The organism is Micromonospora sp. NPDC023888, from assembly GCF_040639415.1.
Classification (GTDB): Bacteria; Actinomycetota; Actinomycetes; order Mycobacteriales; family Micromonosporaceae; genus Micromonospora.
In genome coordinates, this window is the sequence record NZ_JBEZZW010000017.1 from 42,423 (window position 1) to 64,752 (window position 22,330).

The window sequence follows — 22,330 nt, forward strand, 5'->3', positions numbered from 1 at the left end:
TCACGAGACACAGGTTTGCAAGAAACCGTTTCACGTGTAACCATCTTGCCCATGAGCAACCAACGAGCCACCCTGACGATCAGCGATCGAATGCCCGAGGACGACGCCAGCCGCAACCCCGAACCACCACCCCGACCTGGCCCGCAGCAGGGCCGCCACCAGGGACCGGAGTCAGGATGGGCGGCGATCAGGCAAACCTGGAGTGACCCTGAGCGCTGGGTCGGGATCCTCGTGGCCGCGGCCCCGGGCCTGGTGTTTGTCGCGGCGAATGTGGTGGCCTCCCTGTACCCGGCGATCACCGCCGCTGCCGTGACCGCTCTCGCCGGCCTGGGCTACCGGCTGGCGCGCCGACAGTCGCCGAGGTCGGCACTGATCGGCATCCTGGTGGTGGCGGTGTGCGCGGTGGTCGCCGCGGTTACCGGCGAAGCGCGGGGCTTCTTCCTGGTCCCGACGCTGATCCCGTTCGCCGTGATCATGGCGTGCCTGGCCAGCATCATCGCGCGCCGCCCATTGACCGGACTGCTGCTCAACCGGGTCACCGGCGGCCCGCACGACTGGTACCGCAACGCCGCGCTGCGCCGCGTCCACCTGATCGCTACCAGTACGGCGATCGGTATCAACATCATCAACGCCACCGTGCAGGTGATCTTCTACGACCGGGGCGACACCATCGTGCTCGCCGTCGCCCACGCGGCCACGGGACCGGTCTTCGCCACCCTCGTCGCGGTCACGATCGTCGCCGTCCGCAAGACCCTGGCGGCTCAGCGATGACCGCCCCCACCGAGCGCCCGGCCAGCCGACCAGACAATCCGGCAGCCGCTGGCGGCGAGCTGACCGTGACGAGCGTCTTCACCGTGACCGAACAACACCAGGACCAGCTGTACGCGCTGCTGACCGCCAACGGCCACGACGTCCTGGAGCACACGCCCGGATTCCTCGGCTCGACACTGAGCCGATCCGACGACGGGCGACACGTCATCCACCACGCACGCTGGCGCGACGACGACGCCCTGGCGGCAATGTTGGCCAGCCCTGGCGGCCGTTCCAGCATGGCGGCTTCTCGTCTGCTCGCCGACGTGCAGGTCATCCGTTCCCACCACACCCTGGCATTCGACGCATCGTGACGACCACGCGGACCACGCCATCCCCGCAGTCCCAACCCATGTCGTCGAGGCGGCGGTGGCCGATCTGACTGTTCCGGCTCACCATCACCACCGCTGCGGTTCTGTCCCTCGATCAGGCCGTCTTCGCCGGCCAGTTCCTGTCCGGCAGCTACGGGGCACTGCACCTGCACCGGGACACAGTCACCTCCACTGTCGCGGCGCTCGCGGGCAGCGTCGTCACCGCGACCCTGTTGCGTCGCGCCGGGGCAGGCCCACGCTGGCCGCTGAGCAGTGGGCAGGTCTTATCGAGGATCTCCAAAAGGTAGGTGCCGCGCTGGAGAGTGACGACGCCCCACCCGCAGTCCAGTCAGACGGGCAGTAGCCCGCAAAACAAAAACGGCTGCACCGTGAGTCTCCGGCCTTGCGCAGCGCTCGTCGCCGGGCCCGGATGGTCCGAGGGGTCTCCTTGGAGTGCTGGACCTCCCCGGCTACCGTCAGGACCGGACCGATGGCGAGGACGTCTGGTCGGCGGCGGGCGCGCGGCCGCCACACCCCGACCTCTACGGCGCCGCCGACTGATTCCCACGTGCGGGCCTTGCGCTCTCTGAGCGCCTTGTGGGTGTCAGTCTCGGGCTGGTGCTCCGGGTGCGGCGAGCGGCCATCCTCGTGCCGGAGCATCGGGCCGTGCCGCCCTTCCACGAAGGTCAGCCAGACCGGTGCGCGGGGGAGTCCCCTCTTGGCCCGGTAGCCCATGCAGAGCAGACAGAGCAGCTTTTCGCCGCCGATGCCGTGGGGGCGGTCGTTGGCGATCCGCTCGCGCAGATGTGCCGACGTTGATGGCTTGTCTGGTCACGGTCGTCTGGTGGATGCCGAGGGCGTCGGCGATGACGGGGACCTGGGCGCCGAGCTGGCGGAGGGCGCTGCTGAGACGGCGAGAGCCGTCAAGGCGAGGACCGCAGCCTCACGCCCGGAACGTGCGGCGGTAGGCGTCCGGCGGTACGCCGATCGTGCGGTGGAAGTGGCGGCGCAGTGTCGTCGCCGTGCCCATGCCCGCGGCCGAGGCGATGGTGTCGACGCTGTCGTCCGTGGTCTCCAGCAGCTCCTGCGCGCGGCGGATCCGCTGCGTCAGCAGCCACTGCAGCGGGGTGGTGCCGGTTACCGAGTGGAAGTGGCGGGCCAGGTGGCGCGAGCTCATGTTCGCCTGGCGGGCCAGGTCCTCCACGGTGAGCGGCTGGTCCAGCCGCCGCATCACCCAGGGGAGCAGCTCGGCTAGGGGATGGCCGTCCTGGGTGGGCACCGGTGTGGTGACGAACTGGGCCTGGCCACCGGCCCGGTGGGGCGGCACGACCAGGCGGCGGGCGACCACGTTGGCGATCGCCGAGCCGTGGTCGCGGCGGACTAGATGCAGGCACAGGTCCATCGCTGCGGCCTTGCCCGCAGACGTGAGCACGCTGCCGTTGTCGACGTAGAGCACGTCCGGGTCGACCTTCACCCGGGGATAGCGCGCGGCCAGTAAATCGGTGTGGGCCCAGTGCGTGGTCGCGTGTAGCCCGTCCAGCAGGCCGGCGGCGGCGAGCACGAACACGCCCGTGCACAGGGAGACCACCCGCGCGCCCGACTCGTGGGCCGCTCGCACCGCCTCGACCAGGTCGGCCGGCGGGTCCTCGTCGACGTCCGCCAAGGCGGGGACGATCACGGTGTCGGCGTGCGCCAGCCGGTCGAGCCCGCAGTCCGGCTCCAGCAGGAACCGGCCGACCCGGACGGCGTGCGTGCCGCACACCTTGACGTCGTACCAAGGGCCTGGCAGGGCGGCCGGGGCGGAACCGAAGACCTCGTAGGCCAGGGCCAGCTCGAAGTGCAGCATCCCGTCGGTAGCGGCGACCGCGACGGAACGCGGGACAGAGCTCATGTCGGGAATTGTACGGGTCATGTCGTTCCGGACACTGGCACCGATGGGCAAACGGGGACAGGATTCCACAGTGGATCGCTTCGAGCACGCGGGGTCAGACATGGGATCAGGTCGGAACGTGGCAGTGTTCGGGGCCTACGGGCACACCGGGCGGTTCGTGGTCGCGGAGTTGCGCGAGCGCGGATACGTCCCGCTGCTCCTCGGTCGCGACGAGGACAAGCTGCTGGCGCTGACGCAGGCCCAACCGGGGCTCGAGGCGCGGCAGGCGTCGGTCGACGATCCAGCCTCGCTCGACCGCGCGCTGAACGGCGCGGCCGCCGTGATCAACTGCGCCGGGCCTTTCGCCACGACCGCAGCCCCGCTGGTCGAGGCGGCGCTGCGCGCCGGCATCCCGTATGTCGACGTGGCCGCCGAGATCGAGGCGAACCTTGACACGTTCGCGCACTTCGCGGAGCGCGCCCGCGCCGCGGGCACCGTGGTGGTCCCTGCGATGGCCTTCTACGGCGGCCTCGGCGACCTGTTGGTCACCACCGCGATGGGCGACTGGACGGCGGCGGACGAGGCGCACATCGCCTACGGCCTGAGCAGTTGGCACCCCACCGCCGGGACGCGTGTTGCGGGCGCGGTCTCGGGGCAGCGACGGGGTGGCCGCCGTGTCCGCTACACCGGCGGACGGCTGGAGTACCACGACGACACTCTGCCGACCCTGGAGTGGCCCTTCCCGGCTCCGCTCGGCCCCCAGAGCGTCATCGGAGAGTTCACCATGGCCGACGTCGTCACCATTCCCAGCCACCTGGCCATCCCGGAGGTGCGCACCTACATGACCGCCAAGGCGGTGGCGGACCTGTCCGCTCCTGACGCCTCGGCACCGACCGCCGTCGACGAGCGCGGCCGCTCCGCGCAGACCTTCGTCGTCGACGTCCTCGTCCGCTCCGGCGGAGCGGAACGCCGCGTGGTCGCCGCCGGTCAGGACATCTACGCCATCAGCGCGCCGCTCGCGGTGGAGGCCGTCGACCGCATCCTCACCGGCCGGACCAGGACCACCGGCGTCGCCTCCGCGGGCGCGGTCTTCGACACCCCGGACTTCCTCCGCGCCCTGTCCTCGCACCTCTCGCTGCACGTCCCGCTCGACACAAGCGGCTGACCGGCGACCCGTGCAGGGATCCAGACCGTGGTCAGTGCGGCCACTTTGCCAACTCGGCCGCGGACGGACAGCGCCCACGACGCACCCGAAAGGTAAGTCCGCGGACCTGATGCCCGAGCCCGTTCGTAGCGGTTGGAGACCAGCGCCGGGCGCCTGCCTGTGCCCTGTGCACCACTGAGCGGCGCTGCCGCAACTTTAGGGCCGCAGCGGTAGGTGGGGACCCGACGATCGTCAGCCCCCACCTTCATCGCCGCGTTCGGACAATTGAGCGATGCCGTCGGCGTCAGCGCCCGGTGGGCACGATGTTTGAGGAATGCCCGTTCTGCTCGTCGCGCTTCAGGCGCTTCGCAGTCTGCTTCTCCTTGGTCGTCTTACCCTTTTTCTTGACGTTCGCCTTGCTCGTCGAGTCCTTGGACATGATCGAACCTCCTGGAGCAGGTCGGTGAACGTGCAGCGTGGTACTCGCCTGATCGAGGCGTGCAGGTGACGGAAGACCCGCGCGGCGTGCGCGAGGTCTTCGCTGCACGCCGACCCTACGCTGTTCCAGCTCGTGCCGACGATGGGAAGTGCATCGCCGGTGTTGGGCAATGGTTCGTGTCGCCTCACCGACTCGCACCCCCATGCCCTGCGGTAGGCGGGTCGCGATGAAAGGGATACGTCGTTCTCTTGGTGACGGGAGGCCCCGCTGGTAGGACGGCGGGCACCGTCGAACGACACAGCGAGCCAGCCGCAGCCGGCCGGTCTCGGACAAGGGTGCATTACGGTGGGGCATGAGGGCCTCCGCTGGTTCGGGGTAGGACGTCGCAATCCACACCGAACCCGAAGGCCCTCACCTATATCAAGATCTCCCCGTCACCAACGTCCATGGTCAGTACAGCTAGGTCTCGGCGGTTCCGTCGGTGTCTCGTCGAAGAGCAAGCGCTATGACTGACACGGCGGCCTAACGCAGCCGTGTCCTAGATGAGCAACCTTGCGGTCGTCGAAGGGCTTACGGCCCGGGAACCGTAAGCGGGAGAAGTTCGACCTCGTCACGTGCTGAACGGCGGCGGGCCCGGCCTGGACAGTGAGACCAGGCCGGGCAACGCCAGGAGGCAACGGAGAGCCCTTAGCTGTGCTGCGGGATGTCCGTCGTGTACGCCAGCTCGCGGCCCGCCTCCACGTCGGAGGTCAGTGCATCGATCCGGGCCTTGACCAGCGAGTAGGAGTCCGAGCCGAGCAGTTGGTGCAGAGGAGCCTTACCCGAGACCGCCACCTCGATGATGGCGGTTGCGGCTCGGACGGGGTCACCGAGCTGGGTGCCCGGCATCGCCAGGTGCGCCTCGGTCATCTCCCGGATCGACTCGTAGCCGGACACGGTGGTCGGCGGCAGGCCAAGGGAGTGCGTACGCAGAAAGTCGGTCTGCATGTAGCCGGGCTCCACGAGGTTGACCTGCACGCCGAAATCGCCGACTTCCGCGGCCAGTGACTCGGTCAGCCCTTCCAGGGCGTACTTTGCGGCGCAGTAGAGACCCCAGCCCGGGAAGGAGGTCAGACCGAGGATCGAGGAGATGTTGATGATGTGACCGCTGCGCTGGGCGCGCAGGGACGGCAGCACCGCACGAAGAACGTTCCAGAGCCCAAAGATCTGCACGTCGAACATCTGCCGGACGTCGGCGTCCGTGACCTCCTCGATGGCGGCGAGGAAGCCGTAGCCGGCGTTGTTCACGACCACGTCGATCGCGCCGAAACGGTCGGTGGTGGAACGGATCGCCGCCGCGACCGCCGGCTCGTCCGCGAGGTTCAGCTCAAGTGGCAGCAGCCGGGCCCGGTCCACGGATCCCAGGGTCGCGTCGAGACGCTCAGCCGACCTGGTCGTCGCCGCGACGTTGTCACCGCGCTCAAGGAGCTGCTTGACCAACTCCAGGCCGAGGCCCCGGGAGGTGCCCGTGACGAACCAGGTGGCGGGTCGGGTGGTGGGGTACGACATCGGTGTTCTCCTTGTGACTGGAGTGGCAGCGCTGTGCCCTGCCGGAAACGCATTTCATGCTGCTGCCGGGCGGGCGAGCCGAACACCTCTGGCCAGGCCCAGCCGTACCTGGGAACGACATGCCCACCCAGCCCCTGGGCGCGGCCCGCCGCGCGCGGCATCATTGGCGACATGGTGCGACGCACAGAACTGGCCGGCTTCCTGCGGAAATGCCGGGCTGACACGACGCCGGAGGCAGCGGGAATCCTCCCGCTGTCGGGGCGACGCGTCCGCGGCCTGCGCCGGGAGGAGGTGGCTCAGCTCGCCGGGGTGAGCGTCGACTACTACACCCGACTCGAACAGGGCCGCCACACCAGTCCGTCGGAGGCGGTCATCGACGCTTTGGGCCGTGTCTTCCAACTCGACGCGGCCGCCCGGGCTCACCTTGTCGACCTGGCCCGGCCGGCCCGGCACCGCACCGGGCAGGTGCCGGGCCAGCGGGTCCGGCCGGCGATGCACCAGATGATCGCCTCGATGGTCGACCACCCGGCCTTCATCGTCGGGCGCCGCACCGACATCCTCGCGTCGAACCTGCTGGCCCGCGCCCTCCTCACCGACTGGACCCAACTGCCACCCCGCGAGCGCAACTACACGCGCTGGGTCCTCCTCGACCCCGGCGCCCGCGAGGTCTACCCCGAATGGGCCACCGTGGCGGCTGACGTCGTGGGCACCCTGCGCCTCTACGCCGGCCGGAACCCCGACGATCCGCAGCTCAACGAACTCGTCGGCGAGCTGACCATCAAGAGCCCGCAGTTCCGTACGTGGTGGCACAACCACCGGGTGCACGAGCGGACCCACGGCACCAAGCACATGGTCCACCCCGCCGTGGGACCGATGACCATCCGATACGAGGCGCTGGCACTACCCGGCGACGACGACCAGACACTCTTCATCTACACCACGGATCCCGGCAGCAGCTCACACGACAACCTGCGCCTGCTCGCGCTCTGGGCGACACAGCAGTTGTACGCCCCAACGACCAGCCCATCCAAGGCCGCTCCCGCCCAGATCGAAGACAGCTTAACCAGGTCTCCGGGCTCAGCCTGATTCCGACGGGCGTCGATCGCCCCTTGACAATCGGTGGCGTCCACCATGGACGATTCAGCGTACGAATTCTTGTGGTGGGTGGCAGTGGTCTGATCGGTGCCCATGTCGTGGACGTGCTGCGCGAGCGAGGTCATGCCGCGACCACCGTGGCGCGTTCCGCCCGTGCGGGTGGGACCGGCCTTCTCGAGGCCACCGTCGCGTGAGGTCCGGTGACGGTTGTGCTGACCGGGGAAGGGCTGACACAGGTTCGATCAGTGCGCATGCCGTGAGGCGTCTAGAGCGCCGTGGCAGATGCGGAGGGGCGGTCGGACCTTGCGGGTTGTGGGTCCCCCGTTTACCCCCCGAAAACCCCGGCCAATCGTCGACGAACGGTGACAAGGGGCGATGAGCGCCTGGGCGCGGAAACGTCGGCCTACGGCAATCGGAAATCGGACACTCCCTCGCACCGCATCCGCACCAGATGATCGACTGCCACCTGCGATGCTGTCGAAACGCCGATCAGGCGGCGCACGCCGATCGTGATCACCCGGAGGTGCGGATGACCAGGAAGGGCGGCCTCGACCTGGCCGACGCCATCGAGGAGCTGCGTCGCGAGTTGACGCTCGCCCAGACCAGGGCGGCCAGCGCGGAGATCCGGTTTCCCATCAACGCCGTCTCCGTGGAGCTGAGCGCGGTGGCCACCACCGACATCGACGGCCGGGCCGGCTTCAAGATCCCGGTCATCGAGGCGGAACTGGGCGGGGGCGCCAGCTACTCGCGCGAGGCCACCCACACCATCACCATCGAGTTCGGGGCACCGGTCGACGCCAGCGGCAACCCTGTGCAGGTCAACCGGGTGAGCGCGACCCGGCTGCGGTGAGGGGAGGCCGGTCCTGGTGACACCGTCGGCTGGCCTGTCCTCGGCGGAGCGGCTGGTGCGGATCGAGGTCGGGGTCGAGGGCGGTTACGTCTACGGCAGCGGCTTCGTCGTCCGGCCCGAGGTGGTGCTCACCTGCGCGCACGTGGTGGCCGCCGGCCGGACGGTCGCCGCGGTCGACCTGCACGGAGCCCGGCACACGGTCCCGTGTGGCCCGGACGCGATCTGGACGCCGGGCCCGGACGGCCCCGACCTCGCCCTCCTCCGCGTACCCGGGCTTGGAACAGGGCTGCGCACCTTCCCGGTGGCCCGGCTGGATCGCGCCGGCACCGACCTCGCGCCGCTCGACGGGGTGGACGTGTGGGGTTGTCCGGCGTTCGCCGAGACCAACCGGGGTCTGTCGTTCTGTGAACGGGGTTCGCTGCTCCGGGCGTCGCAGCTGGAATCGGGCCTGGTTGAGGTCCGCCTGCCCCCGGTGACCGACGGCGAGCCCGGCGGCGCGCGGACGAGAGGCTTCCTCCACCCGCCGAACTCCGCCTGGGACGGGATGTCCGGCGGCCCGGTGATCGTGCGGGACCACCTGGTCGGTGTGGTGGTCGAGCACGCACCGCGTACCGGCCGCCTGCTCTGCGCGCCGCTGACCCTGCTGGAGCCGGAACGGGCGTGGCCGGAATGGGGACCGGGCGTCCCGGACCCGCAGCGGTGGTGGCGACTGCTCGGTGTGCCCGACCACGCCGCGGCGCCGATCCTGCCGGGCAACGGGGCCAGCGCCGGTTGGCTGGACGACCTGCGGGCCGTCCACGACGAGCTGCGGCAGAATCCCCGCGTGCCGGAGGCGGCGCGGCGTCCCGGCACCTTCGCGATCCAGTTGTACGAGGTGCTGGAGCGCGCCTTCGCCACGGCGGATCCGCAGGATCCCAGTGCCGCCGCGGAGCGGATCCACACCGAGTTGACACGCTCGGAGGCCGCCGAGCCGGTGTACCGGGTGGCGACGAGCCGACCCCTCGACGTGGGCGTCCTGCGCCAGCTGCTCGACGAGCTGGCCCGGGTGCACTCGACCGTCGCGGCGCTGCCCCGGGCGAGCGCCCGGTTGCGGTACCGGATCGAGGCGCCCCGCATCGCGGTGGCCGACCCGCACGCGGAGATGCGGCGGTGGCTGACGGACATGCTGGCCGGCCAACCGACGGACGAGCTGGAGGACGCCGAGCGCGCCCTGCACGACTTGATCGACCGGGTCGACCTGCACCCGGGCGCGGACCCGCAGGGCCGGCTGATCGCCCTGCTGCACAACGGCGGGTGGGCACAACCGGCGGCGCGGGCACCGAAGCTGGTCAGCGAGATCTTCGCCTCCGGTCTGGGCGAGCCCCCGGATCAGCTGCTGCGGACCATGCTCGGGGAGGCCGGCCCCGCGCCCGTCGTCATGATGACCGGCCGGGACCGGGCACCTGAGCACGTCGTCCCCCGTCCCGGCGGGGTCCTGGTCAACCAGAAACCCACCCTGGCCCACCTCCGCGAGGGTTTCTTCGCCCCCACCGACGCCGTCGACGAGGTGGAACGGGCCTACTGGGCCTGGTACGAGGACGTCATCCTGGCCGACGCGGGTCAGCTCGCCGGCCGACTTCCGATGTTCTGGGTCACCGGGCCGTCCGGCGCCGGCAAGAGCATCCTGCTCCTGCAACTGCTGGCCCGGCTCAACGCCCGCGCCGGCGTGTCCGTGCTGTGCCCGGCCGGCGGGTCCCACCTGTCCGACGCCGCGCGGCACGCCGACGGGCTCGGTCGTACCCGGCACGTGGTCATCGGGGTGGACGACCCGCTCACCGTCGGCGACGGGCAGGGGCCCGACCCCTGGCGGCAGGCTTTCGACATCCTCGCCCACCGGTCGCAGACCGAGCCGGTGACCAGCCTGCCGGTCTTCGTCTGCTGCGCCCCGACCGAGCAGCGGGCGATGTTCGAGCGGCGGCACGGCGACGTGGTCACCGGCGGCTACCGCCACGACGGGTACGACACGACGCTGCGCGAACAGCTCCGTGACTGGTACGCCCTGCGCACCGGCACCCCGGCACCCGCGCTGCCCGACGGGGGAGTTCCCCTGCCCGCGCAGCTGTTCTTCGAGTGGCGCAACAACGGCGAGGGCATCACCGCGTACGCCCGGCGTTTCCGGTCGCGGGTGACCGCGACCAACAGTCCGGAGCTGTACCGGTTCTTCGTCGACCTGCTCGCCGTCAACCGGCTGGACGTCGGCTACCCCGAGAAGTCGTTCCACCTGCTGCCCGCCGAGGTCCGGGACGCCCTCGACGGCTACGGGACCGACCTGCACGTGCTGCCGTCCGACGACGGTCGCCCCGGTTACCGACTCGCCCATCCCCTGCTGGCCGGCCTGATGTACGACGTCTGGTTTCCCGTGGCGGGGCACGCCGCCGTCCGGCGGGAGCACCTGCGCGACGCGCTGCTGGGCGCGGTGCGGGTCAACCCGCGCGGCTGGGCCAGCCTGCCCCTGCTACGCGAGCTGCTCGCCGCCGTCACCCGGGCCGCCCTGAGTCAGTATCCGACCGAACCGGCAGGTCGCGCCGACGGTCCGGACGCCGCGTCCCCGCTTTCCCGGCTGGACGCCGAAGTCGCCGTACTCGCCGCCGCCGAGGCGATCGGTGCGGACCTGACCCGCCTCGCCCACCCGGTGCTCGCGGTCTGGGTCGGCCTGGAGCGTCAGGTCCGGTTTGCCCGGGGCTGGAGCCCGCTGGCCCACGCCCTGCACCGGCTGACCACGTCGGCCGGCACCGACGTCGGGCTGACCGACCTGGTCGACGCGCTGGTACGGCTGCGCGATCCGGTCGCGGACCGGGCGGTGTGGGCCTTCCTGCGGGCGAACCGGAGCTGGCCGGCCTGGCACTCCACGGCACGCCGGCTGGTCGAGCGTCGACCCGACGACGAAGACCTCGACGTGTTGATCGAGACGACGACCGGCCGCGCCGACGGTGACGCGCTACAGACCCTGGTGGCCGTCCTGCGCCAGCCGTGGTCGTACCGCCCCCTGCTGGAGGTGGCGCACCGGCTGGTCCGCGGCGGGATCGCGACCGACGGGTCGCTCGCGCCTCTGGTCGCCGCCCTGCATCGCCGGGGCGCCGACCACCAGGGCGTCGTGCACGGTTGGCTGGCCGGTCCTCCGCGCCGGGAGCAGGCCCTGGTGTGGCGGCAGATCCTCGCCGCGCCCGTACCGGTCGACCTGCTGCCGGCGCTCGGGGCGTGGATGCGGGAGTTCCCCACCGACGTCGCCACCGGCCACGCCCTCGCCCGCCTGGTCAGCTGGCCCTGGTTTCTCCGGGGCGGCTGGCGGCGCGACGTGCTGCGTGCCCACCTGGAACGGCACGGTGAGCTCTGCCCGCCGCTGCGGGATCGACTGGTCGGCCTGCTGACGGCCGACCACCCGGCCTGGTCGCTGCTGTTCGTGCAGCTGCGGGCGGCCCACGTCCGGCAACCCGAGATCCGGGCCGCGGCGATCGACTGGCTGGACCACAACCCCGGTTCGACCCGCTGGCCCCGCGTGTACAGCCATCTCTGCCTGAACATGGTGGAGCCGGACGACGGGCTCGTCGGCCGTGGCGCCGACCGCCTGACCGGCGGCCTGGACGCCCTGCACTGCGCTGACGTGTTCGCCGGCATGCTGCGCGTCGCACCACCGGCGCGGCGCGCCGAGGTGGCGGACACCGCGCTGCTCTGGCTCACCCGCTACCCCGACGAGGAGACCGCGTGGGGTGACCTCGCCTCCCGGATCGCCCGAGCCACGGCCCCCGAGCACCGGGAACGGACGGCCCGCACCCTGCTGGACTGGGTACGCGCCCACCCGGCGTCCGGTCGCGCGGCGCAGCTCCTCCAGGTCGCGACCACCGCCTCGGCGGGCACCCCCGCCGAACCGGCCGTGCTGGTCCACGCCGAACGGTGGCTCGCCGTCCCTCGACCGGCGTGGGGCGCCGTCTACGCCGCCATCCGCCCGTCACTGCCCGCCGACCGGGCCCGCGCCCTGGCGCTGCCCTGGCTGCTGACCGAGATGACCGACAAGCGGTGGGCGGGGGTGCTGGCCGCGACGGCCGGCGACCTCGACGGCACGCACCTGGGCGAGCTGGTGCACCGTTGGTTCAGCGCGGCGGACACATACGAGTTCTCGGCCGGCCCGCTGTGGCGGATCGCGATACACGAGGGGCCGTGCCGGCACCTGCTGCGGGACCGGGATTTCCGTGTCGTCGTCGCGAACTGGCTGCGCCGCAACGGGACACGGCCGTCCTGGGCGCTCATCGCCAAGGACCTCATCAGCGACGATCCGACCGACCTGGACGTGGTGCGGGCGGCGGTCGAGTCCAACGCCCCGGTCGACCAGGCGTACGGCGTGATCGACCGGATCGTGGACGAGTGGCAGGCGCGGCCCGAGTCGCTCGAGGCCGCCCAGCGGGAGCTGACCACCTGGCAGCGCACCGAGGTCTGGGCTGTCCTGTGGCGGTGGCTGATCTCGGTGGCGCCGTCCGAGGCGGCGTGGCGGTTCTCCCGGGAGCTGCTGCCGGGCCTGGCGGCGGAGGTTTTCGCGCCCCTCTGGGTCCGGTTGTGGGACGCGTACCCCGACGAGGTGCACCGCGCGCAGCTGCGCCCGCTGGCGCAGCCGCGGCTCGACGCGGCCCCGGCGACCGGCGCGTGGAACAGGGTACGGTCGCGCCTGGCCGACCGGCCGACCCCGACGGGCTTTCCCGCGCCGGGACCCGCCTCGACACGGTTGGTCGGTCCACGCCCGGGCAGCCCGCCGGCCGCACCGGACAACCCGCCCGCCGGCCATTGGCGGCGACCGTTGACCTGCGCCGGCTGCCGGGCCCCGTTCGTGCTGCAGGGCAACGGCGCGCATCCCGCCGTGAAGTCCTTCACCTGCCAGGGGTGCGCCAGTGACCTGAGCATCGACATCCGTACCGGTCGCGTCGCGGTCGCCCAGCGACTCACCCGTCTGCCGGCCCCCACTGCGCAGGTCGGGGGCAGCCGCCGAAACCCCCGGCCCCGGGTGCACTGCGACCGCTGCGACACCACCTTGGACGCGGACATCTCCGGCGTCGACGGCGGCGCTCTCGCCGTGGACCGCACCTGTGGATTCCTGTACGAGATCCCGCCGGACCTGCTCACCGACCTGGTGGCGCACGGTCGGTACGCTTCGCGCCCCGCCGACTGACCCCAGCGACCAATGTGGCTCGTGGTCGCGTTAGTCCGAAGCGCGGGGATACAGCCATCGACACTCGCCTCAACTTACTACCCTCAGGACTTGTGATAGCTGACCTGGCGAATGTCGTCGCGGCCGGCGGATCTGCCATCGCGGTTGTCGTGACGGTCGTATTCGCGTTACGCCAGCTGCGCTCGGCGCAGACCGCCAACCAGACCCTCGTCGCGATTGAGCTGCTGACCCGAGACCGATCCAGCGACCAGTTTCTACGCGCCGAGGACTTTGTCCTCAATGAGCTGACCGTCCGACACCCGCCACCCCATGTCAGCGTCAGTGACCTGCCGGCCGAGGCCCGTCACCATGTGGTCCGGCTATCTATGTACTACAACGGTCTGGGCCAGATGCTGGCTTTTGCGGCGGTCGATCCGAGGCTCCTCGTGGGTACGGTCAGCTACCGCTCTCGGCAGGCCTGGCGCGTCCTGGAGCCCTACATCCTCGCCGAGCGTGCCCAGCGCGGCGAGACGTACCTGTCACACTTCGAGCACCTCGTCTGCATGGCCACGCATAATCCGTGGGCGGTGGCTGTACGCAAGTTCAACCTGAAGAGCTTCGGCAGCTATCCCGCCGAGCTCGGCATGAACGACGGTTCGGCGAAAGCGTCGTCGCGCCAGCACGAGATTGCATAGTCGTGACAACGGACGCCCAAGCGTCGACGAACTCGATCTGCTGCTGTTCACTGAGTTCGGCCTTGCCGACCTCAACAGCCGCGCCGTACAAGAGTGCAACGAACATCCCCGCGGGACACCGACGACCTGCTCATGGCCCCCGTTTACTGCCGGCTGTCAGACGCCCTTAAGTCTCCCGGGCGACGGGCGCATGTACACGAACCAGGTGATGACGAAGCAGATCGCGTAGAAAGCGATGAAGGCGATGTAGGCCGCATCCGCGGTCTTGTAGGCCAGGAACGACTGCCGGAAGGCAAGATTGACGAGGACTCCGCCGAACGCGCCGATGGCACCGGCGACGCCGATGAGCGCGCCGGAGAGTCGCCGGGCCTCGTGCTCCGCCGCCCGGTCGTGCGGGTCGGCCGCGCCGCCGGCGGTCAACTGCACACCGCACCTGGCCCGGAAGATCGCCGGGATCATCTTGTACGTCGAGCCGTTGCCGATGCCGCTGAACACGAACAGCGCGATGAAGCCGACCAGGTACAACGGCAGCGAATGTTGCTGGGAGGCGAGCAGGACGATCGACGCGCCGGCCGCCATCGCCACGAAGTTCACGAAGGTGACCCGTGCCCCGCCGAGCCGGTCGGCCAGGAGACCGCCCACGGGACGGATGAGCGAGCCGAGCAGCGGTCCGAGGAACGTCAGGTACGCGGCCTTCACCGGTGTGTTGAAGGTGTCGGCGAACTGCACCTGAAGCACCTGGCCGAAGGCGAACCCGAAGCCGATGAACGACCCGAACGTGCCGATGTAGAGCAGGGACATGATCCAGGTGTGCGGTTCGCGGGTGACGTCACGCATGGCCCGTTTCTCGTTGCGGGCGTGGCTGAGGTTGTCCATGAACATCGCGGAACCGAGTGCTGCCAGCACGATCGCCGGCAGGTAGATGCCGGCGACGATGCCGGGACTGGCCGTTCCCAGGAATGCCAGCACGAGCAGGCCGACGAGCTGGACCGCAGCGACGCCGAGGTTGCCGCCGCCGGCGTTGATGCCGAGCGCCCAGCCCTTGAGCCGGTCGGGGTAGTACGCGTTGATGTTCGCCATCGAGGAGGCGAAGTTCCCGCCGCCGACGCCGGCCAGCGCGGCGATGAGCACCAGCGTCGAGTACGAGACGCCGGGCCGGATCAGGAAGGCGCCGAGCAGGCTCGGGATCAGCAGCAGCGACGCGCTGATGATCGTCCAGTTGCGGCCGCCGAACCGGGCCACGGCAAGGGTGTACGGGATCCGCAGTATCGACCCGACCAGTGCGGGCACGGCGGTGAGCAGGAATTTTCCGGCCGGATCGATGCCGTACTGCGGCCCGAGGAACAGCACCAGTACCGACCACATCGTCCAGATGGAGAAGCCGATGTGTTCGGAGTAGATCGAGAAGATCAGGTTGCGCCGGGCAATGCGGGATCCCCGGCGTTCCCAGAAGGTGGGGTCCTCGGGCCGCCAGTCGTCGATCCAGTGTCCGCGAAGGGTCAGGCTGCGCCGGTCCTGCTCGATGCTGCCGGGCACGGCCGTGGTCATGGTTCCTCCCAGGTGAGTCCTCGGTCCGCTCGACACCGTGATGGGTTCGCTCCTCAGGCCGGCGGCAGACCCACCACCAGGCGTCCGTCGGCGTCGGCACGGACCGGGTACACGGTGAGTGGGGGCTGTCCGGTGGTCGAACAGCCGGTCGCCAACTCGAAGGTGTTCTGGTGCAGGGGGCAGACGACGACAGTCATGTCCGCCAGGCCGTCCGCGAGCGGCCCGCCGGCGTGCGGGCAGACCGCCGACACCGCGCGCAGGCTGCCATCACGCAGCCGGAAGATGGCGATCATGTCGTCACCCACGGCGTAGGCACGTCCCTCCCCGAGGGGGATCTCGTCGACCGGCCCGAGCCGGTGTTCCACGGCGATGAGCCTGGCCATCACGCTCGCCCCGCGGATGACGGACCGGCACCGTTGCCGTTGTCGCCGCGCCCCATGTGGCCGTTGCCACCGTGTCCGTTGCCGGCCGAGCCGCCCCCCGGCACGGCGGAGCCGATCGACGGCACCACCGGCCCCGGGACAGCGACCGGTACGGCTTCGCGGACCGGCACCTGAGGCAGGACCGCCAACGGCAGGGAGGTGCGGAACTGCCCTGGAGTGACCGGGTCGCGCCGTTCCAGCCACGGGTCCCGGTACGCGGCCACGGAGGCAGCCATGGCCGCGTCGAGCCGCGCCGCGATGCCGTCGCTGTCGTCGACGACCACCGCCCGGATGTGGTCGATGCCGAGCCGGGGCACCCACGCGTACGTGCGTTCCAACCAGTTCGCGCTCTCCCGGTAGTACTGCAGGAACCGGCCGGTCAGCGTGATGACCTCGTCGGGGGAGTCGACGACGGCGAGGAGGTCCCCCTTGCGTACGTGGGCGCCGGCGGCCCCGCCGACGTAGATCTCCCACCTGCCGCCGTCGATGGCGACCACACCGAGATCCTTCACGTACGCCTCGGCGCAGTTACGGGGGCAGCCGGTGACGGCGAGCTTCATCTTGCCGGGGCCCTCGATGGCCTTGAACCGGTCCTCGATCGCGATGCCGAGAGCAGTGGAGTCGCCGACGCCGAAGCGGCAGAAGTCGGAGCCGACGCAGGTCTTGACCGTACGGAAGCTCTTGCCGTACGCGTACCCGGACGGCATGTCGAGGTCCGCCCACACCCTCGGCAGGTCTTCCTTGCGGATGCCGAGCAGATCGATGCGCTGGCCGCCGGTGATCTTCACCAGTGGTACGGAGTACTTCTCGGCCACCTCGGCGATCCGCTTGAGCTGCGCCGGTGTGGTCACGCCGCCCTTGATCTGCGGGACGACCGAGAAGGTGCCGTCTCGCTGGATGTTGGCGTGCACCCGGTCGTTGATGAAGCGGGCGTCGCGTTCGTCGACGTACTCGTCGCCCCACATCATCCGCAGCAGCGAGGCCAGGCCCATCTTGCTCTTCGCGTCCTCCTCGCCGCCGGGCACGAGGGTGGCGAACACCGCGGAGACGGATTTCAGGCCGTGTTCGCGGATCACCGCCATCAGCTCCGCCTTGGGCATCGGCACACCGGGGACATACCAGCTCGCGGCCGGGTCGTCCTCGACCTTGCCGTCAGCGGCCCACTCGACGATCTGGGCGACCAGGCCCTTGCACGACCCGCAGCCCTTGCCGGCACGGGTGGCGTCCATGACACCGGTGAGCGTCTTCACGCCGCCCTGCACGGTGCCAACCAGCGCCCGCTTGGTGACGCCGTTGCAGTTGCACACCTGCACGTCGTCGGCGAGCTCCGCGGCACTCACCTCGGCCGACGGCGTGCCAAGGTCGAACAACATCTCGACCCGCTCCTTCGGCAGGGCAAGCCCACGGTCGAAGGCCTGCATGAGGAACGCGACCTTCCGCACGTCGCCGAGGAGAGTCGCGCCGACAAGCCGGTCGTCGCGGATGATGATGCTCTTGTAGACGCCCTTGCGCGGCTCGGCGAAGATGATCGTCTCGTCGTCGTCGCGTTCGGCCTCCTTCAGGCCCATCGAAGCGACGTCCACGCCCGCCACCTTGAGCTTCGTGGCCAGCCGAGAGCCGTGGTACGCCGCGTTCGGGTTCGTCCCGGTAATGTGGTCGGCGAGCACTCGCGCCTGCTCCCACAGCGGAGCCACCAGGCCGTACGTCTCGCCGCGGTGCTGGGCGCACTCGCCGACCGAGTAGATGTCGACCTCGTCCTGCACGCGCATCTGGTCGTCGACGACGATGCCCCGCTCCACCGGCAGCCCGCTGGTCGCGGCCATCTCGGCGTTCGCCCGGATGCCGGCGGCCACGACGACGACGTCGCAGGCCACGGTCCGACCGTCCTTGAGCTTGACCCCCGTCACGGCGTGCTTGCCGAGCACCTCGGTGGTGTGCGCGCCGAGGACGACCTCGATGCCGAGCCGTTCGATGCTGCGCCGCAGGATCGCGCCCGCCTGAGCGTCCAGCTGAGCGTTCATCAGATGGTCGGCGGCGTGCACCAGGGTCACGTGGGCCAGGTGATTCTGCAGGCCGCGGGCGGCCTCCAGGCCGAGCAGGCCGCCGCCGATCACCACAGCGCGCTCATGCTCGCGGGCGTACCGGATCATGTTGCGGGTGTCGTCGATGGTGCGGAACGCGAACACGCCCTGGTGGTAGCCGCGCCCAGGGCGGTGGATGCCGGGAATCGGCGGAACGAACGCCCGGCTGCCGGTGGCGATGATCAGCTTGTCGTACGGCGTCTCGGTGCCGTCGTCCGCGTAGATCCGTCGCGCGAAGCGGTCGATGCGGGTGACCCGGGTGCCGGCGTGCAGGGTGATGCCGTTCTCGGCGTACCACGACATGTCGTTGAGGAAGATGCCCGCCTCGTCGTCGACCCCGGAGAGCACGTTGGAGAGCAGGATGCGGTTGTAGTTGCCGTACGGCTCCTCGCCGAACATCGTGATGGCGAACTGGTCGCCCCCGCCGCGTTCGAGGATCTCCTCGACCGTGCGGGCGCCGGCCATCCCGTTGCCCACCACGACGAGGCGCCGGCGCTGGTCGACGGCGTCCATCAGACCTCGACCAGCCCCAGGTCGACGATCACGGTGCCGGACACCCCGGCGGGCGCCGCCACGTGCACCTCGATACCGGTGCCGGAGTCGAGGTCCTCGACCACCCGCAGCGGCACGTGGACGTCGGACTTCGCGCCGATCGGGAAGTACCGCATCGGCTGGCCGTCGCGCATGAGCAGGACACAGATCAGCTCGTCGCTGGCATTGCCGCCCCGGAAGTAGACCGGCTGGGCGACGACGCCGCCCGGCACCACGTAGCTGAGCGTGCCGTCGACGAGGCCGGGCCGGTCGAGGCCCTTGCCCTCGAAGCTGTAGACGCCTTGCAAGAAACGGGGAGTGGTGTGCACAGCGACGCTCCCTTGCTCAAAGAGATGCTGGATTGGGCGGTGGGTTGATCAACAGGTCGGTGTCGTCCGGGCCGCCCGCGCGCGCGATCGACACCGCGCAGGACTTGAAGGCCGGCATCCGCGAATGGCGGTCCAGCGTCGGGTCGGTCAGCGCGTTCACGGCGGAGCTGCCGGCCCAGTGGAACGGTGCGAAGATGGTGTCGCGGCGGATGCCGTTGGTGAGGCGCGCCCGGAAGAGAGCCCGCCCGCGTCGGCTGCGCAGTTCCACCACGTCGTTGTCGGCGATGCCGTGCCGGCGGGCGAGGTCCGGGTGCAGCTCCGCCCGGGCGTCCGGCAGTGCCATGGTCAGGGCGCCGACCCGACGGGTCTGGTTGCCGCTCTGGTACTGCTGCATGTTGCGGCCGGTGGTCAGCACGTACGGATAGTCGGCGTCGGGCAGTTCGGCCGGATCGCGGTGCTCCACCCGGAAGAACTTCGCCCGCCCGTCGGCGGTCGGGAATCGGTCGGTGAACAGCCGGGGCGTACCGGGATGGTCCTCGCTCGGGCACGGCCAGAAGACCCCCTGCTCCGCCTCGATGCGCTCGTAGGTGATTCCGGCATAGTCCGCTGTCCCGCCGGCGCTGGCCCGGCGTAACTCGTCGAAGACGCGGCGCGGATCGTCGTCGAAGTAGCGGCCGCGCCCGAGCCGCCCGGCGAGGTCGGCGAGCATCCGCAGGTCGGTGCGGACCTGCGGCGGCGGCGACAGGGCCCGCTTACGGCGGATGACGCGCCCCTCGAGATTCGTCATCGTGCCGTCCTCCTCCGCCCACTGGGCCGTGGGCAGCACCACGTCGGCCACGGCTGCGGTCTCGGAGAGGAAGATGTCGGAGACGACCAGCAGGTCCAGCGCCCGCAGCCGGTCCATCACCCGGTTGGCGTGCGGGGCCGACACCGCGATGTTGCTGGCGAGCACGAGCAGCACGCGTACCCCGTCGTCGGTCCCGAGCCGGTCGAGCATCTCCCACGCCGACCGGCCCGGCCGGGGCAGCTCGTCCGGGTCGATGCCCCAGACGGCCGCGACGTGTGCGCGCGCCGCGGGGTCGTCCAGGCGCCGGTAGCCGGGCAGTTGGTCGGCTTTCTGCCCGTGTTCGCGGCCACCCTGCCCGTTGCCCTGCCCGGTGATCGTGCCGTAGCCGGAGAAGGGCCGTCCGGGAAGGCCCAGGGCGAGAGCCAGATTGAGGTACGCCTGCGCGGTGTCCGTGCCGTTGCTGTGCTGCTCGGCGCCGCGAGCGGTGAGCACCATCGCCGACGTCGCGGCCGCCAGCAGCCGTACCGTCTCCCGCAGGTCCCGTTCCGGTACGCCGGTCATCCGCTCCACCCGGTCCGGCCAGTACGACGCGACGGTGGCCCGGACCGCGTCGAACCCGTTCGTACGGTCGCGCACGTACGTCTCGTCGACCAGGCCCTCGCGGATCGCTACGTGCAGCAGCCCGTTCGCCAGTGCGAGGTCCGTGCCGGGCAGTGGCTGCAGGTGGAGATGAGCTCCCCCCGCGGTGGTCGTACGGCGGGGGTCGACGACGACGTGTCGCGCACCGGCGGCCCGTCCGGCGTCGAAGTACTGCATCGACGGCGGCAGCGCGTCAGCCGGATTTGCGCCGACCAGCAGCACGGCCTGCGCCTGGGCGATGTCGGCCAGGGGGAACGGCAGGCCACGGTCGATCCCCAGGGAGCGGTTCGAGGCGGTCGCCGCGGACGACATGCAGAACCGGCCGTTGTAGTCGATCGACGCCGACCGCAGCGCCACCCGGACGAACTTGCCCAGCGCGTACGCCTTTTCGTTTGTCAGCCCGCCGCCACCGAAGGCCCCGACGCTGTCGGGGCCGTACCGGTGTTGGCTGGCACGGATGGCGTCGACGATACGGTCGAGGGCCTCGTCCCAGCCTGCCGGTCGCAACGGGCTGGTGCGGTCGGCGGGATCCTTACGGACGAGCGGGCTCAGCAGCCGGTCTTTGTGGTCGAGAAGGTCGGCAGCCGTCCATCCCTTGGCGCACAGACCGCCCCTGTTGACCGGGAACTCGGTGGGCGCCAGCAGAGGCGGCCCGTCGCCGATCGTCAGGGAGATCCCGCACTGCATGGCGCAGTAGGGGCAGTGCGTATCGATCATGGACGATGCGCTCACCCGTCCGATGCTTGCCGGGCACTGTTTCCGGTCCATACCGAGGTCGTAACGCTCTGCGACCCTCGGGCTGCGTCATGGTCTTGGCCGGCCGCCTGGGATGTCGGCCGGGCTGGAACGAGATCGATGATCCTGCTCGTCGGTGTGCCATGTGTGGTCGGCGGCGTGGTTCAACAGGTCGAAACCGGCCAACTACCGCCCACGGCGCGACGTGAACCGCGAGCGGCAGCTGTCCGGGGTCAACAGCTGCACCCGGGAGCTGGGGTTCTGTAGAGGCCTCAGGCGGCGAACCCAGTGGGAGTACGTGGCTCGTGCGTCCGCGCAGATGGCGGGGGCGCGATGGTCGCCCTCAGTGCGTCCAGCCGGCGGCGTGAAGACTGTTGTGGAACCAGCCCCCTTGACTGAGCGGCTGGATGGTCTTGTCGTCGTCGGTGTGGTGCGGGAGGAGGGCCAGGACGTGGGCAAGGTCCTGCTCGGCCGGTCGGGGAAGATGGAGGAGTGCCTCATCGAGTGTCAGACCGCTCGCCTTGACGAACTCGGGATGCTTCCTGAGGTATGCCACGACGTGGTCCACTACGGCTGCGAGGCGCTGGCGCAGTCGGTCGACGTCGGGTTCGTCGCGGCTCTCCCGTAGGTCGACCAGTTGCCAGGCCGGCCCGAATACCGGAACCAGTTGTGCGCCTGCCGCGCTGAAGAATTCCAGGGGCCCCCGACGGGTGTCGGCATCACCGAACCCATCCTCGATCATTTGCCGCACGTCCGAGTAGACGTGTGCGAAGGTGTCGTCAGTGGCGATCGCGACGATCGTGGTGATCCTGTGCGGGGTGGTGACATCTGTTGCCGGAGATCCGTCCACTCTGCTTTCCTCCCGTACAAGCATGAGGTGGAAGCTCGCCTATCTCTCTAGGCTAGGCACTCAGGTCAACCGCTGACGGCCGATGGAACGCGACATCCACTGACTCATCTACGTCTCATGATCGCGTGCAGTGTTCTGCTGCTCCCAACCTCCGTCACATTGATGAGGTCCCACCCCATGTGGCTGAGGTAGTCGGCAGCGGCAAGGGCCTGGCTGATGCTGTCCCCGCCGGGGGCATAGGCGGCCACGGCAAGGTGCCGGTGGGGGTAGGAGCGTAGATCGACCAGCTGCTGCAGAACCGCCGCTGCGGTGATGGCGCGGGAGCGAGCAACAGATTCAATGGTCTCGCGGGGCATGCCTCGACGATAACGGTACGGGTGACGGTCCGGTTCGCTGGCGAACTGCCCCGGCTCTCCGAGAGCGACATCAGGGAGATCGTCGCGGTGCTGCGGCGGGCCGCGACCCGCTGATCA

General features: G+C 70.2%; 18 protein-coding genes. 8 read left to right on the forward strand and 10 right to left on the reverse strand.

Annotation, left to right across the window (positions count from 1 at the left end; translation table 11 throughout):
* The first annotated feature begins 51 nt into the window (after positions 1-51).
* Positions 52-771 (forward strand): DUF3159 domain-containing protein, encoded by a 720-nt coding sequence (locus AB0F61_RS17410; RefSeq protein WP_357810353.1) that lies wholly within the window; start codon positions 52-54, stop codon positions 769-771.
* The gene (locus AB0F61_RS17415) at positions 768-1,124 is read left to right on the forward strand and encodes an antibiotic biosynthesis monooxygenase (protein ID WP_357810356.1); all 357 of its coding nucleotides are present in this window, start codon (positions 768-770) and stop codon (positions 1,122-1,124) included. Before AB0F61_RS17410 ends, AB0F61_RS17415 begins: the two co-directional genes overlap by 4 nt.
* 940 nt (positions 1,125-2,064) lie before the next feature.
* Here AB0F61_RS17415 and AB0F61_RS17420 read toward each other — a convergent pair.
* The gene (locus AB0F61_RS17420; RefSeq protein ID WP_357810359.1) at positions 2,065-3,012 is read right to left on the reverse strand and encodes a helix-turn-helix domain-containing protein; all 948 of its coding nucleotides are present in this window, start codon (positions 3,010-3,012) and stop codon (positions 2,065-2,067) included.
* A 118-nt stretch (positions 3,013-3,130) separates the two neighbouring features.
* On the opposite strand from AB0F61_RS17420, the gene AB0F61_RS17425 reads away from it, so the two are divergent.
* A complete protein-coding gene (locus AB0F61_RS17425) occupies positions 3,131-4,156 on the forward strand; it encodes a saccharopine dehydrogenase NADP-binding domain-containing protein (RefSeq protein WP_357810362.1) in 1,026 nt (341 codons plus the stop codon).
* Positions 4,157-4,439: 283 nt separating this feature from the next.
* Here the strand turns inward: AB0F61_RS17425 and AB0F61_RS17430 are convergent, their stop codons facing one another.
* Positions 4,440-4,574, reverse strand: a complete 135-nt coding sequence (locus AB0F61_RS17430; RefSeq protein WP_357810589.1) for a hypothetical protein — start codon at positions 4,572-4,574, stop codon at positions 4,440-4,442.
* Positions 4,575-5,261: 687 nt separating this feature from the next.
* Positions 5,262-6,122: an SDR family NAD(P)-dependent oxidoreductase gene (locus AB0F61_RS17435; RefSeq protein WP_357810365.1), complete on the reverse strand. Its 861-nt coding sequence runs from the start codon at positions 6,120-6,122 to the stop codon at positions 5,262-5,264.
* A gap of 171 nt (positions 6,123-6,293) precedes the next feature.
* On the opposite strand from AB0F61_RS17435, the gene AB0F61_RS17440 reads away from it, so the two are divergent.
* The 5 genes from AB0F61_RS17440 (at position 6,294) to AB0F61_RS17460 (ending at position 13,935) form a co-directional block, all read left to right on the forward strand.
* Positions 6,294-7,208 (forward strand): helix-turn-helix transcriptional regulator, encoded by a 915-nt coding sequence (locus AB0F61_RS17440; protein ID WP_357810368.1) that lies wholly within the window; start codon positions 6,294-6,296, stop codon positions 7,206-7,208.
* A 74-nt stretch (positions 7,209-7,282) separates the two neighbouring features.
* Complete coding sequence (locus AB0F61_RS17445; protein WP_357810371.1) at positions 7,283-7,411, forward strand: NAD-dependent epimerase/dehydratase family protein; 129 nt, start codon at positions 7,283-7,285, stop codon at positions 7,409-7,411.
* Between the two features lie 335 nt (positions 7,412-7,746).
* The gene (locus AB0F61_RS17450) at positions 7,747-8,067 is read left to right on the forward strand and encodes a trypco2 family protein (RefSeq protein WP_146758808.1); all 321 of its coding nucleotides are present in this window, start codon (positions 7,747-7,749) and stop codon (positions 8,065-8,067) included.
* 16 nt (positions 8,068-8,083) lie between these two features.
* The gene (locus AB0F61_RS17455; protein ID WP_357810376.1) at positions 8,084-13,261 is read left to right on the forward strand and encodes a trypsin-like peptidase domain-containing protein; all 5,178 of its coding nucleotides are present in this window, start codon (positions 8,084-8,086) and stop codon (positions 13,259-13,261) included.
* A gap of 92 nt (positions 13,262-13,353) precedes the next feature.
* Positions 13,354-13,935 (forward strand): hypothetical protein, encoded by a 582-nt coding sequence (locus tag AB0F61_RS17460; RefSeq protein WP_357810379.1) that lies wholly within the window; start codon positions 13,354-13,356, stop codon positions 13,933-13,935.
* Positions 13,936-14,091: 156 nt separating this feature from the next.
* Here the strand turns inward: AB0F61_RS17460 and AB0F61_RS17465 are convergent, their stop codons facing one another.
* The 7 genes from AB0F61_RS17465 to AB0F61_RS17495 all read right to left on the reverse strand — a co-directional run bounded on the left by AB0F61_RS17465 (position 14,092) and on the right by AB0F61_RS17495 (position 22,213).
* Complete coding sequence (locus AB0F61_RS17465) at positions 14,092-15,483, reverse strand: nitrate/nitrite transporter (protein ID WP_357810382.1); 1,392 nt, start codon at positions 15,481-15,483, stop codon at positions 14,092-14,094.
* Between the two features lie 53 nt (positions 15,484-15,536).
* The gene (locus AB0F61_RS17470) at positions 15,537-15,866 is read right to left on the reverse strand and encodes a Rieske (2Fe-2S) protein (protein ID WP_357810385.1); all 330 of its coding nucleotides are present in this window, start codon (positions 15,864-15,866) and stop codon (positions 15,537-15,539) included.
* Complete coding sequence (gene nirB / locus AB0F61_RS17475) at positions 15,866-18,499, reverse strand: nitrite reductase large subunit NirB (protein WP_357810388.1); 2,634 nt, start codon at positions 18,497-18,499, stop codon at positions 15,866-15,868. The genes AB0F61_RS17470 and nirB overlap by 1 nt, the downstream gene beginning before the upstream one ends.
* On the reverse strand, positions 18,499-18,846 hold the full coding sequence (locus tag AB0F61_RS17480; protein WP_196924121.1) for a molybdopterin oxidoreductase: 348 nt from the start codon (positions 18,844-18,846) through the stop codon (positions 18,499-18,501). The genes nirB and AB0F61_RS17480 overlap by 1 nt, the downstream gene beginning before the upstream one ends.
* 16 nt (positions 18,847-18,862) lie before the next feature.
* On the reverse strand, positions 18,863-20,989 hold the full coding sequence (locus AB0F61_RS17485; RefSeq protein ID WP_357810584.1) for a molybdopterin oxidoreductase family protein: 2,127 nt from the start codon (positions 20,987-20,989) through the stop codon (positions 18,863-18,865).
* A 361-nt stretch (positions 20,990-21,350) separates the two neighbouring features.
* On the reverse strand, positions 21,351-21,881 hold the full coding sequence (locus AB0F61_RS17490; protein ID WP_357810392.1) for a hypothetical protein: 531 nt from the start codon (positions 21,879-21,881) through the stop codon (positions 21,351-21,353).
* An 80-nt stretch (positions 21,882-21,961) separates the two neighbouring features.
* Positions 21,962-22,213 (reverse strand): transcriptional regulator, encoded by a 252-nt coding sequence (locus AB0F61_RS17495; RefSeq protein ID WP_357810395.1) that lies wholly within the window; start codon positions 22,211-22,213, stop codon positions 21,962-21,964.
* Positions 22,214-22,330: the final 117 nt, after the last annotated feature.

Excerpts from the sequence above, each read along its gene's own strand:
- AB0F61_RS17410 (WP_357810353.1), top strand. The coding sequence starts at position 52 with ATGAGCAACCAACGAGCCACCCTGACGATCAGCGATCGAATGCCCGAG.
- AB0F61_RS17415 (WP_357810356.1), top strand. The coding sequence starts at position 768 with ATGACCGCCCCCACCGAGCGCCCGGCCAGCCGACCAGACAATCCGGCA.
- AB0F61_RS17420 (WP_357810359.1), bottom strand. The coding sequence starts at position 3,012 with ATGAGCTCTGTCCCGCGTTCCGTCGCGGTCGCCGCTACCGACGGGATG.
- AB0F61_RS17430 (WP_357810589.1), bottom strand. The coding sequence starts at position 4,574 with ATGTCCAAGGACTCGACGAGCAAGGCGAACGTCAAGAAAAAGGGTAAG.
- AB0F61_RS17435 (WP_357810365.1), bottom strand. The coding sequence starts at position 6,122 with ATGTCGTACCCCACCACCCGACCCGCCACCTGGTTCGTCACGGGCACC.
- AB0F61_RS17440 (WP_357810368.1), top strand. The coding sequence starts at position 6,294 with ATGGTGCGACGCACAGAACTGGCCGGCTTCCTGCGGAAATGCCGGGCT.
- AB0F61_RS17450 (WP_146758808.1), top strand. The coding sequence starts at position 7,747 with ATGACCAGGAAGGGCGGCCTCGACCTGGCCGACGCCATCGAGGAGCTG.
- AB0F61_RS17465 (WP_357810382.1), bottom strand. The coding sequence starts at position 15,483 with ATGACCACGGCCGTGCCCGGCAGCATCGAGCAGGACCGGCGCAGCCTG.
- AB0F61_RS17470 (WP_357810385.1), bottom strand. The coding sequence starts at position 15,866 with ATGGCCAGGCTCATCGCCGTGGAACACCGGCTCGGGCCGGTCGACGAG.
- nirB (WP_357810388.1), bottom strand. The coding sequence starts at position 18,499 with ATGGACGCCGTCGACCAGCGCCGGCGCCTCGTCGTGGTGGGCAACGGG.
- AB0F61_RS17485 (WP_357810584.1), bottom strand. The coding sequence starts at position 20,989 with ATGATCGATACGCACTGCCCCTACTGCGCCATGCAGTGCGGGATCTCC.
- AB0F61_RS17490 (WP_357810392.1), bottom strand. The coding sequence starts at position 21,881 with ATGCTTGTACGGGAGGAAAGCAGAGTGGACGGATCTCCGGCAACAGAT.
- AB0F61_RS17495 (WP_357810395.1), bottom strand. The coding sequence starts at position 22,213 with ATGCCCCGCGAGACCATTGAATCTGTTGCTCGCTCCCGCGCCATCACC.